Annotated in this window: 10 protein-coding genes; all 10 read left to right on the forward strand. The window is 61.5% G+C overall.

Translation table 11 applies throughout. The features are described from left to right. Positions 1–84 precede the first annotated feature (84 nt). The 10 genes from AB3G35_RS00305 (at position 85) to fis (ending at position 12171) form a co-directional block, all read left to right on the forward strand. On the forward strand, positions 85–1728 hold the full coding sequence (locus tag AB3G35_RS00305; protein ID WP_369782208.1) for a diguanylate cyclase: 1644 nt from the start codon (positions 85–87) through the stop codon (positions 1726–1728). A gap of 997 nt (positions 1729–2725) precedes the next feature. Beyond that, complete coding sequence (locus tag AB3G35_RS00310) at positions 2726–3769, forward strand: methyl-accepting chemotaxis protein (RefSeq protein WP_369782709.1); 1044 nt, start codon at positions 2726–2728, stop codon at positions 3767–3769. 220 nt (positions 3770–3989) lie between these two features. After that, entirely contained in the window at positions 3990–5756 is a 1767-nt protein-coding gene (locus AB3G35_RS00315; RefSeq protein WP_086798965.1) for a protein-disulfide reductase DsbD, read from the forward strand. 130 nt (positions 5757–5886) lie between these two features. Continuing rightward, a complete protein-coding gene (aroQ, locus tag AB3G35_RS00320) occupies positions 5887–6342 on the forward strand; it encodes a type II 3-dehydroquinate dehydratase (RefSeq protein WP_016783393.1) in 456 nt (151 codons plus the stop codon). 25 nt (positions 6343–6367) lie between these two features. Next, positions 6368–6826 (forward strand): acetyl-CoA carboxylase biotin carboxyl carrier protein, encoded by a 459-nt coding sequence (gene accB, locus AB3G35_RS00325; protein ID WP_016783392.1) that lies wholly within the window; start codon positions 6368–6370, stop codon positions 6824–6826. A 17-nt stretch (positions 6827–6843) separates the two neighbouring features. Then, on the forward strand, positions 6844–8202 hold the full coding sequence (accC, locus tag AB3G35_RS00330; RefSeq protein ID WP_016783391.1) for an acetyl-CoA carboxylase biotin carboxylase subunit: 1359 nt from the start codon (positions 6844–6846) through the stop codon (positions 8200–8202). A gap of 273 nt (positions 8203–8475) precedes the next feature. Further along, positions 8476–9354, forward strand: a complete 879-nt coding sequence (gene prmA / locus AB3G35_RS00335; RefSeq protein WP_016783390.1) for a 50S ribosomal protein L11 methyltransferase — start codon at positions 8476–8478, stop codon at positions 9352–9354. 30 nt (positions 9355–9384) lie between these two features. Further along, complete coding sequence (locus AB3G35_RS00340; RefSeq protein ID WP_134050987.1) at positions 9385–10638, forward strand: DUF3426 domain-containing protein; 1254 nt, start codon at positions 9385–9387, stop codon at positions 10636–10638. Positions 10639–10840: 202 nt separating this feature from the next. Then, positions 10841–11854 (forward strand): tRNA dihydrouridine synthase DusB, encoded by a 1014-nt coding sequence (gene dusB, locus AB3G35_RS00345; protein ID WP_016783388.1) that lies wholly within the window; start codon positions 10841–10843, stop codon positions 11852–11854. Further along, entirely contained in the window at positions 11851–12171 is a 321-nt protein-coding gene (gene fis, locus AB3G35_RS00350) for a DNA-binding transcriptional regulator Fis (RefSeq protein WP_003439210.1), read from the forward strand. The genes dusB and fis overlap by 4 nt, the downstream gene beginning before the upstream one ends. Positions 12172–12185 lie beyond the last annotated feature (14 nt).

Below are 12185 nucleotides of genomic sequence, written 5' to 3' on the forward strand. Positions count from 1 at the left end.
GGAGAAACTCGTACATTTGCAATGAGCTGCTAGCATAGAGCCATCATTCGACTTCAGCATGCCTCACTACCCAGCAGCCAGGTTATGACCGAGCAAGAAGACCCCAGTCGCGAGCGCCTGAAAAACCACTTTGCCCAGCGTGTCACCCACCAGGCTCGCCAGATTCTTGAGATCTGGCAGCGCCTGCAGGCCAATCAATGGTCGCCTGCCGGCCTGGCCGAGCTTGATGACGCCAACCTGCGCCTGCTGCGTTTTGCCGAGCGCTTCGAGCAGCCGGAGCACTCCGAGCTGGCGCGGGCCATCGACCTGACGCTACGCGACATGGCCGCCAACCAGAGCCGCTTGAACAGCCCGATCATCACTGAACTCAACCGCCTGATGCAGCGCCTGTCACGCACCGGTCTGCGCCAGGGTGACATGGCAGCCAATATCAGCCTGCCCCCCCTGCGCAAGCCGGTGTATATCCTGCTCCAGGACCTGGAGCGCGCCGACCGGCTGGCCCGCCAGCTGGAGTTTTTCGAGCTCAGCGCCCAGGCCTTCAGCAGCCCTGCCGAGTTTCGCCTGGCCATGACCGAGCGCCACCCGGCCGCCATTGTCATGGACGTGGACTTCGCCGGGGCCGGCGTTGGCCTGACGCTGGCCGCAGAAGCCCAGATCGGTCTTGAGCAAAAACTGCCGCTGCTGTTTTTCAGCCTCCATGAGGCCGATACCCCTACCCGGCTGGCGGCCGTGCGCGCAGGCGGGCAAGGTTTTTTGACCGGCACCCTCGAAGCCTCAAGCCTGATGGAAAAAATCGAGGTGCTGACCTGTGTCGCCCAGTACGAACCCTTCAAAGTGCTGATCATTGACGACTCCCGGGCCCAGGCCCTGCATGCCGAGCGCCTGCTCAATGGCGCCGGGATTGTCACCCGCACCCTGATCGACCCGATTCAGGCCATGACCGAGCTGGCGGAATTCCAGCCCGACCTGATTATCCTCGACATGTATATGCCAGGCTGCACCGGCACCGAGCTGGCCAAGGTGATCCGCCACAACGACCGCTATGTCAGCGTGCCGATCATTTACCTGTCGGCCGAAGACGATATGGACAAGCAGCTCGATGCCATGAGCGAGGGCGGCGATGACTTCCTCACCAAGCCGATCCAGCCGCGCCACCTGATCACCACCGTGCGCAATCGTGCAGCCCGCGCCCGCCATCTCAAGGCGCGGATGGTGCGTGACAGCCTGACCGGGCTGTACAACCACACCCATATCCTGCAATTGCTCGAAGACTGCACCTTTCGCGCCCGCCGCGAGAACCGCCCCCTGAGCTTTGCCATGCTCGACCTCGATCACTTCAAGCACGTCAATGATGGCTATGGTCACCCGATGGGCGACCGGGTGATCAAGAGCCTGGCGCTGTTCCTCAAGCAACGCCTGCGCAAAACCGACTTTATTGGCCGCTACGGCGGTGAAGAATTTGCCATTGTCATGCCCGACACCGACCAGGAGTCGGCCCACAAGGTGCTCAATCAGATTCGTCAGCGCTTTGCCGAAATCCACTACCCGGCACAACCCGTGGACCTGTCGTGCTCCTTCAGCGCGGGCGTGGTGCAGATGCACGGCGATGCCGACAGTCTGTTGATGGCCTCCCAGGCCGACGAAGCCCTGTACCGCGCCAAGAACAACGGGCGTAATCAGGTACACGGCTTTCACCAGACAAGGCCAATTGCCACTATTTGTTCGTAACCCGTCTTTCCGTCACACCGCTGTAACTTAAGTGCAATAACTTTTGCCGCTTCTGACTGTGTAGTAGGCAAAATCCCACATGCGCCTGAAGCTGCTAACCAACCTCAACACCCTGTTGCTGGTCGCCGTGTGCCTGGCCCTGGGGGCAACCCTGTGGTGGTCGCAACAAGCCCTGGAGCGGCCGTTTCTGTTGATGGAGCGCTACTTGAGCCTGTCGCAGCAGTTCCAGAACAACGTGGCGCGCAATATCGAGGACTATCTCGCCAGTGGCGACGCCCTGCGCCTGAGCGATGCCAACAGTGCGCTGGACAGCCTCAAAAGCGAACTAGGCCCTTTGCCGCCCGCACTGGCCGATACGCTGCGCCCCAGCCTGGAAAACCTGAGCACCTACAGCAATACCGAACTGCTGGCCGCCGGCAAACTGGCCGGCGACCCCCAGGCCTTGCTGCTGCAGGCCGAGCGCGAGCTGGGTGCCAGCCTGGAACAACTGGGCCAATACGCCAGCGACGCCTCTTCCAACGAGGCCGGCGCCTACCTGCCCTTGCTGCTCAGCGCCTCGCAACACCTGGCCAAGCTGTCCCTGGCCCGGGACAAACTGGTGAGCAGCGGGCGCAGTGAACTGGCCGGCGACGTCGAGCGCGAACTGGACAGCATTGCGCTTCAGGCCAGGCAAATCGACGCCCTGCCCCTGCTCGGCGTGAACAGCACAAGCGCCTCGGGCACTGACGATTTTGCCGCGATGATGGGCCTTGATGCCACCGACACCGCCAAGGCCGAAGATGCTGGAATTGGCCTCAAGCGCGAACTCAACAGCCTGCTCAGCCGCTACCCCGCCGAACTCAAGCGCACCCAGAACCAGATCGAACAACGCAGCCAGCTCAGCGCCGCCACCCACCTCAAGCTCGATGCCGTGCAGCAGGCCATCGCCGAACTGGAGCCGGTGGTACGCGCCGAGCACGCGCACATCCAGAATGAAGTGCGGCTGATCCAGGGCCTGATGATTGGCCTGATCCTGCTCATCGCGCTGTTGATCGATACCCTGCAGCGCAAGCTGGCGCGGGTGCTGACCTACCTGGCGCCGCTGCTGTCGACCTGGGCCGAAGGCGACTTCAGCCGCGATATCCAGCTGGGCAAGACCAATCGCGAATTGCGTGACATCGAGTCCTCGCTTAACCGCCTGCGCAGCTATCTGGTGAACCTGGTAGGCACCCTGCGCCTGAATGCCGAACAAGTGGCCGGCAGCAGCCAGACCCTGGCCGAGCTGAGCACTGGCCTGCACGGTGGTGCGGAACGCCAGGCCGGGGATACCGCGCAAATCCGCGACGCCCTGGGTGAACTGGAAGCGACCATCTCGCAAGTGGCGGGCGATGCCAGCCAGGCCGCCGATGCCAGCCGCAGCGCCGGGCTGGCGGTGGCCCAGGGGCAACGGGTGATCGGCCAGAGCCTGACCGGGCTGCATGCCCTGGTGGGTGAAGTGCAGGGCAACGCACAGACCATCGAACGCCTGGCCGAAGAGTCGGCCACCATCGGTGGTGTGCTTACGGTGATTCGCTCCATTGCCGACCAGACCAACCTGTTGGCGCTCAACGCCGCCATCGAAGCCGCCCGTGCCGGCGAAATGGGCCGTGGCTTTGCCGTGGTGGCCGAAGAAGTACGCTCGCTGGCCCAGCGTACTGCAGGGGCCACAAACGAGATCCAGACCCTGATCGGCGGGCTGCAACTGGCCGCCCGCCAATCGGTGGAAGGCATTCGCGCGCAAGTGACCCACGCCCAGGCCACCGCCCAGCAAGCCCAGGATGCCGATGGCGCGCTGGATGAAATTGTCGGCGCCATTGCCACCATCTCCGATACCGCCGTGCGCATCGCCGATGTGACCGCGCAGCAGACCGGGGCGGTGAGCGAGATTCGCGACCACAGCGAACGCATCCATGTGCTGGGCGACGAAAACCTGCAACGCATCGGCATTGCCCGCGACCAAAGCCAGCAACTGCTGGAACTGGGCTCGCAGCTCAACACCGCGGTACAGGCCTTCCGGGTGTAACCTCACCGGCCAAATTTGTAGCAGCTGCCGAAGGAACGAGGCTGCGTTCGGCGGCGCAGCCGTCGTAAAATCAGGCGCCTCGGCGTGTCAGACAAATTGAGTGTTCAGGTTTCACGACGGCTGCGCCGCCGAACGCAGCCTCGTTCCTCGGCAGCTGCTACGGGTTTTTTGAGCGGCTAACTCCGCTATCATGCCCGCACGTTTGCTTTGCGAGATTCCTATGCGCCGCCTGTTTCTGCTCCTGTGTTTGCTGTTTGCCATGCCTGCCCTGGGCGCGGGGTTGCTGGATAACCGACCCAGTGCAACCCTGGGCGCAATCAATAACAGCAGCGACTTTTTACCGGTACGCGAAGCGTTCAAGCTCAACCTGATCAGCAGCACTCCCGAGTCAATCAAGCTGCGTTTTGTGCCCACCGAAGGCTATTACCTGTATCGGCACCGGTTCGCCTTCAAGACCGAACCCGCCGACATCGCCCTGGGCACCGCGCAACTGCCCCCCGGCGAAGCCAAGCACGATGAGTACTTCGGCGATGTCGAGGTCTATCACGGCATTCTCGACGTAGATATCCCGCGCCCGGTCAACGATTCGCGCCCCTTCACCCTGGTGGTCAGCTACCAGGGCTGCGCCGACAAGGGCCTGTGCTACCCGCCTGAAACCGAACGCCTGAGCATTGATGGCAGCACCGTTACCAGCACAGGCACGCCGGCTAAAGCGTGGAACTGGCGCGAACTGGCGCTGTTTTTCCTCGCAGGCCTGGGCCTGACCTTTACCCCTTGCGTATTGCCGATGCTGCCGATCCTCTCGGGCGTGGTGTTGCGCGGCCAGGTGGGTGGGCTGCGGGGGTTCAGCCTGTCGCTGGCCTATGTGCTGCCAATGGCGGCGTGCTTTGCCCTGCTGGGCGCATTGATGGGCATGTTCGGTGCCCAGCTCAATCTGCAGGCGCGCCTGCAGTCGGTGTGGGTGCTGGTGCCCTTCGCGCTGTTTTTCGGGATTTTCGCCCTGGCCATGTTCGGTGTATTTGAGCTGAAACTGCCGCAAGCCATCAGCAATCGCCTGGATCGTGTCGCCAACCGCACCCAGGGCGGCTCGTTGTGGGGCGCCGCAGTGCTGGGGGTGGTTTCCAGTTTGCTGGTATCACCTTGCGTATCCGCGCCGCTGGCCGGGGCGTTGCTGTATATCAGCGCCAGTGGCGATGCGTTGGGTGGCGGCTTGAAGCTGTTCGCCCTGGGCCTGGGCATGGGTGCGCCGCTGTTGCTGGTGGCCACTGGTGGCGCGGCCTGGCTGCCGAAAAGCGGGCCGTGGCTGGTCAGTGTAAAAAATGCCATCGGCGTGCTGCTGCTCGGCCTGGCCATCGGCCTGCTTAGCCGCGTGCTGCCCGGCCCGGTCACCCTGCTGTTGATCGGCGCACTGGCCGCAGGCGTAAGCCTGTTCCTGGGCACCCTGGAGTTCACCCACAAAGCCCCGCGCCAGCGTCTGGCTCAGCTGCTGGGCCTGTTTTTGCTGGTCTACGCGCTGGCCTGCTGGTACGGCGCCCTGAGCGGGCAAAGCGATCCGTTCAACCCCATCGGCCACGCACAACCGGCTGCCAGCGCAGTAACCGGCAACGCACAACCGGCAGGCCAGTGGCTCACCGTCAGCACCCCGGCCGAACTGGACAGCGCACTGGCCCAGGCCAGGGCTGCTGGCCAGCCACTGTTGCTGGACTGGTACGCCGACTGGTGCATCAGTTGCAAAGTGATCGAGCACGAAGTCCTGAACAACCCCCGCGTGCTGGAGTTGCTCAAGGGTTACCGGCTGGTGCGCTTCGACATCACGGCCAGCAATGCCGAGCAACGTGCCCTGCTCGATCAGTACAAATTGTTCGGCCCGCCAGCCCTGATGTTCTTCGGCAAAAACGGCAGCGAAATAAGTGACCAACGGGTCATCGGCGAGATCAATGCAACGGACTTCGCCGAACGTGTCGCCATCGCGAATGACCAGATCTAGAGCACCAGTCACAAACTTTTCGCGAACATCGGTCATCGTGCTGGCTATTGCAGTTAACTGGACAGCGAATCCGCTTTTCGGCATAGTCGCCCGGCACTGACAACTGCACACAGATAATAAGGAACAGCAGATGGCGACTTTCCTGGTACTGCACGGCCCCAACCTGAACCTGCTCGGCACCCGCGAGCCGGGCGTCTACGGCGCAACAACCCTGGCGCAAATCAATCAGGACCTGGAACAAAGAGCCCGCGATGCCGGCCACCATTTGCTCTACCTGCAAAGCAATGCCGAGTATGAATTGATCGACCGCGTACACGCCGCCCGCAACGAAGGGGTGGATTTTATTCTGATCAACCCGGCGGCTTTTACTCATACCAGCGTGGCATTGCGTGACGCGTTGCTCGCGGTGAGCATCCCATTCATCGAAGTGCATTTGTCTAACGTGTACAAACGCGAACCTTTCCGCCATCACTCCTACTTCTCCGACGTTGCGGTAGGCGTGATCTGCGGCCTTGGCGCCAGCGGTTATCGACTGGCCTTGGAGGCCGCCCTGGAACAGCTTGAACTACAAGCTAAACGCCCCTGACAGACCCATTGGGAGTTGACGATTCATGGATATCCGTAAAGTTAAGAAACTGATCGAACTGCTGGAAGAGTCCGGCATCGACGAGCTGGAAATCAAGGAAGGCGAAGAGTCCGTACGCATCAGCCGCCACAGCAAGACGCCTGCCCAGCAGTACTACGCACCAGCGCCGATGCAAGCGCCTGCTGCAGCGCCGGTTGCTGTTGCTCCGGTTGCCACTGTGACCGAAGCGCCTGCCGCGCCAAAACTGAACGGTTTTGTTGTCAAGTCGCCAATGGTCGGTACGTTCTACCGCACTCCGTCGCCAACTTCGCCTGCCTTCGTTGAAGTGGGCCAGAGCGTCAAGGTCGGCGACACCATTTGCATCGTTGAAGCGATGAAAATGATGAACCACATCACGGCCGAAAAAGCCGGTGTTATCGAATCCATCCTGGTAGAAAACGGTCAGCCGGTTGAATTCGACCAACCGCTGTTCACCATCGTTTGAACCACGGGGAGCCAACGATGTTGAAGCCTCAGAAGCTGGAAAAAGTCCTGATCGCCAACCGTGGCGAGATTGCTTTGCGCATCCTGCGGGCGTGCAAGGAAATGGGGATCAAGACTGTCGCGGTGTACTCCACTGCCGACAAAGAGCTGATGCACCTGGGCCTGGCAGACGAAACCGTCTGCATCGGTCCGGCACCGGCCAACCTGTCTTACCTGCACATTCCGGCCATCATCGCGGCCGCGGAAGTGACCGGTGCCACGGCGATTCACCCGGGCTACGGCTTTTTGGCTGAAAACGCCGATTTCGCCGAACAGGTCGAAAAATCCGGTTTTGCCTTCATCGGCCCGAAAGCTGACACCATTCGCCTGATGGGCGACAAGGTTTCGGCCAAGCACGCCATGATCGCGGCTGGTGTTCCGACCGTTCCAGGTTCTGACGGCCCGCTGCCGGAAGATCCTGAAACCGCCCTGCGCATTGGCCGTGAAGTCGGCTACCCGGTGATCATCAAGGCCGCTGGCGGCGGCGGTGGTCGCGGCATGCGCGTGGTCAACCGTGAAGAAGACCTGATCGAAGCTGCCAAGCAGACCCGCGAAGAAGCCGGCGCCTGGTTCAGCAACCCGATGGTCTACCTGGAAAAATACCTGACCAACCCGCGCCATGTGGAAGTTCAGGTTCTTTCCGACGGCCAGGGCAATGCGATCCATCTGGGCGACCGCGACTGCTCGCTGCAACGTCGTCACCAGAAAGTACTGGAAGAAGCGCCAGCACCGGGCATCGACGAAACCGCACGCGCCGAAGTTCTGGCCCGTTGCGTACAGGCCTGCGTGGACATCAACTACCGCGGCGCGGGTACTTTCGAGTTCCTGTACGAGAACGGTCGCTTCTACTTCATCGAGATGAACACTCGTGTGCAGGTAGAGCACCCGGTATCCGAGATGGTCACTGGCATCGACATCCTCAAAGAGATGTTGAGCATTGCCGCCGGCAACAAGCTGTCCTTCACCCAGGCGGACGTGAACATTCACGGTCACTCGCTGGAGTGCCGGATCAACGCTGAAGACCCGGCGACGTTCATGCCAAGCCCTGGCATGGTCAAGCACTTCCACGCTCCGGGCGGCAACGGCGTTCGCGTCGATTCGCACCTGTACAGCGGCTACAAGGTTCCGTCCAACTACGACTCCCTGATCGGCAAGCTGATCACCTGGGGTTCGACCCGTGACGAAGCCATGGCGCGCATGCGCAATGCCCTGGACGAAATCGTGGTCGACGGCATCAAGACCAACATCCCGCTGCACCGCGACCTGGTGAATGACGAAGGCTTCTGCGAAGGCGGCGTCAACATTCACTACCTGGAACACAAACTGGCTAACAAGTAAGTTTGTAATTCCGTCAACAAAGCCGCTTTCGAGCGGCTTTGTTGTTTCTGCAAGCCAGGCAACTGCCCTTGTGGGAGCGGGCTTGCTCGCGATGGCATCACACGGGCCAACCTGCCAGACCAGGTCGCCTGTATCGCGAGCAAGCCCGCTCCCACCAGGGATCCGTTGCATTCATCGCTTTTTGATTACCCGCCAAGCCCCTGCTCGCGTAAACTTGCGCGCTTCTCGCAGCCCCCCTCGGCTGCACACTCCTATTTTTCAAAGGTGCCCGCCATGCCTTGGCTGCAAGTACGCCTCGCCATCAGCCCGGAACAAGCCGAAACCTACGAAGACGCGTTCCTCGAAGTCGGTGCTGTCTCGGTTACGTTCATGGACGCCGAAGACCAACCGATCTTCGAACCTGAACTCAACACCACCCCGCTGTGGTCGCACACCCACTTGCTGGCACTGTTCGAAGGCGGCACCGAAGCCGAACTCGTACTGTCCCATCTGGAACTGCTGACCGGTTCGCCACTGCCTGAACATCATGCCGAAGTGATCGAAGACCAGGATTGGGAACGCAGCTGGATGGACAACTTCCACCCGATGCGTTTCGGCCAGCGCCTGTGGATCGTGCCAAGCTGGCACGCAGCGCCCGAGCCGGATGCCGTCAACCTGCTGCTGGACCCGGGCCTGGCCTTCGGCACCGGCACTCACCCGACCACCGCACTATGCCTGGAATGGCTGGACGGCCAGGACCTGAAAGACTGCACCGTGCTGGACTTCGGCTGCGGCTCGGGCATTCTGGCCATCGCCGCCATGCTGCTTGGCGCCAAGCACGCCGTGGGCACCGACATCGACGTCCAGGCGCTGGAAGCCTCGCGCGACAACGCCAACCGCAACGGCGTCGATCCGCAGCTGTTCCCGCTGTACTTGCCTGAAGACATGCCACAAGTGCAGGCCGACGTCGTAGTCGCCAACATCCTCGCCGGCCCGCTGGTTTCCCTGGCCCCGCAACTGTCCAGCCTGGTCAAGCCGGGTGGTCGCCTGGCACTGTCGGGCATCCTCGCCGAACAGGGCGAAGAAGTGGCGGCAGCTTACGCCCAGGACTTCGATCTGGACCCGATTGCCAATCGCGATGGCTGGGTACGCATCAGCGGCCGTCGGCGCTAGAATAAAACCATGCCCAATCCGGATGGCCGCATGAGCGATAGCTTCGTTACCCAGTGCCCACATTGCCAAACCAGCTTTCGCGTCAGCCACGCCCAGTTGGGCATGGCACGCGGCGTGGTGCGCTGTGGCGCCTGCCTGCAAGTGTTCAATGCCGCCCAGCAACTGCTGAACCAGAGCACTGAAACAGGGCATCCGCCCGCCGTGGAGGCGCCTGCCGTCACCACGCCCGAAGCGAGCGAACCGGCACCCGTCGAGGCAACCGCCCCGGCCGTACCGGTCAGCCCGCCAGCGTGGCAGGCACACACGATCGACCTCGACCATCTGGATCTGGACGAAGAACTGGCCAAGCTCGAAGAGCGAGAAATCCAGCCCAGCAAAAGCTTCGGCCAACCGCACACGCCCAAAAGCACGTCCCTGAGCGCTCGACGCGAAACCTCTGATGCCGAAGAAGGTGAATGGTCTGACAGCCTGTTCAGTGACTCTGCCGCAGACCGCGCCGAACACGCCAAGGTTGCCGAAAGCGCTACCGAGCTGGCTGAAACCGGGCGTACCGAGCCGTCGCTGTCACTGGACCTCGACGAACCGGACGACACCCCGCCGCTCCAGCTGTCCCTGGACGACGACCTCGAACCACCGCTGGCGGGCGAACGCCTGTCTGCCACCGATGACGAGGACGACGAACTCCCTGAGCTTGCGCCCGTGAGCAAGGACAGGCGCAAGCGCAGCGAGCCGGCCATGCGCGAAGACCCGCTGCTGGATCTGGTGGACGACCCGCTGCAACTGGACTGGCAAAAACGCCGCACCCCCTGGGGCAAGCGCCTGCTCTGGACGCTGCTGGTGCTGCTGGCCGCCGCAGCCCTGGCCGGGCAGTACATCGCCAATCACTTCGATGAGCTGGCGCGCCAGGACCAGTACCGCCCGATCTTCCAGCAGTTATGCCCGCAGATCGGCTGTACGGTGCCGTCCAAGGTTGATATCGACCGGATCAAGAGCAGCAACCTGGTGGTGCGCAGCCACCCCGAATTTGCCGGAGCGCTGGTGGTGGATGCCATCCTCTACAACCGCGCGCCGTTCTCCCAGCCCTTTCCGCTACTGGAACTGCGCTTTGCCGACCTCAACGGCAAAATGATCGCCAGTCGTCGGTTCAAACCCGGCGAATACCTCAGCGGCGATATGGCCAAAGCCGAAATGCCGCCGCAAACCCCTATCCATATAGCCCTGGACATCCTCGACCCAGGCCCGAAGGCCGTGAACTACAGCCTGAGTTTTCATTCTCCTGAATAAGCGCGCTACGCTTTAGCGACACGTTGGCCGCTAAACGCAGCTTTTTTGCGCTCTGCAGCTTGTCGCATGGCACTTGCAACTGACTGCAAGCCTCAATTGTTCAAAAATCATCCAATTGCGACTTTAACCAGTCATCGAGAGCGGGTATCATGCCAACCCTTTTTCGAACTCCCCAGATCCGGCCCCACAACAGGGAAGTCCTATGTCGGCGGTACGCATCGGCCCATATACATTGCACAACGGTTTGATTCTCGCCCCTATGGCGGGTGTCACCGACCAGCCCTTTCGTCAGCTTTGCCGACGCATGGGCGCAGGCCTGGTTGTTTCGGAAATGGTCACCAGTGACATGAGTCTCTGGAACAGCCGCAAATCGCGCCTGCGCATGATTCACGACGGTGATCCCGAGCCACGCTCGGTACAGATCGCCGGAGGCGATGCGCAAATGCTGGCAGACGCCGCCAGGGCCAATGTGGAACTGGGCGCACAGATTATTGATATCAACATGGGGTGCCCGGCAAAGAAGGTCTGCAACAAGGCCGCCGGCTCCGCGTTGCTGAAAGACGAAGCACTGGTAAACGAGATCCTGCAGGCCGTCGTGGCTGCGGTTGATGTGCCGGTTACCCTGAAGATCCGCACCGGCTGGGACCGGGACAACAAGAACGGCATCACGGTGGCAAAGATCGCCGAACAAGCCGGGATTACCGCCCTGGCGGTGCACGGCAGAACCCGCGCCGACCTGTACACCGGTGAAGCCGAGTACGACACCATTGCCGCGATCAAGCAGGCCGTGTCGATACCGGTGTTTGCCAACGGCGATATCGATTCACCCCACAAGGCCCTGCACGTGCTGAACGCGACCGGGGCCGACGGGCTGTTGATTGGCAGGGCGGCCCAGGGGCGGCCCTGGATTTTCCGCGAAGTCGATCACTTTCTGCGTACCGGGCAGCTGTTGCCGGCACCGGAGATGGTCGAAGTGGAACGTATTCTGCTAGAGCATCTGGCTGCATTGCATACCTTCTATGGGGAGGTACTGGGCGTACGCATTGCCCGCAAGCATGTCGGGTGGTATCTGGCAACCTTGCCGGGCGCCAAGGAGTTTCGCGCCCACTTCAATCGTTTAGAAGATACGGAAGCACAATGCGCCAACGTTCAGGCGTTTTTCGCCGAACGACACAAGAGCCTGGTAACAGGGGACGAAGGATGGGTGGCCGCATGACGATGATGACCGAGACATTAGTGAGTGGAACAACGCCCGTGAGCGACAACGTCAACTTGAAACAGCACCTCAATACACCGAGCGAAGAAGGTCAGACCCTTCGCGGGAGTGTCGAAAAGGCGCTGCACAATTATTTCGCCCACCTGGAGGGCGCTGAAGTCACGGACGTCTACAACCTGGTACTTTCCGAAGTCGAGGCTCCCCTTCTCGAGTGCGTCATGAACTACGTCAAGGGCAACCAGACCAAGGCCTCCGAGCTGCTGGGCCTCAATCGCGGCACCTTGCGCAAAAAGCTCAAACAGTACGATCTGCTGTAAGCATTCAATCAAAC

It is taken from the genome of Pseudomonas sp. WC2401, from assembly GCF_041200115.1.
In the GTDB taxonomy this organism is placed as follows: Bacteria; Pseudomonadota; Gammaproteobacteria; order Pseudomonadales; family Pseudomonadaceae; genus Aquipseudomonas; species Aquipseudomonas fragi.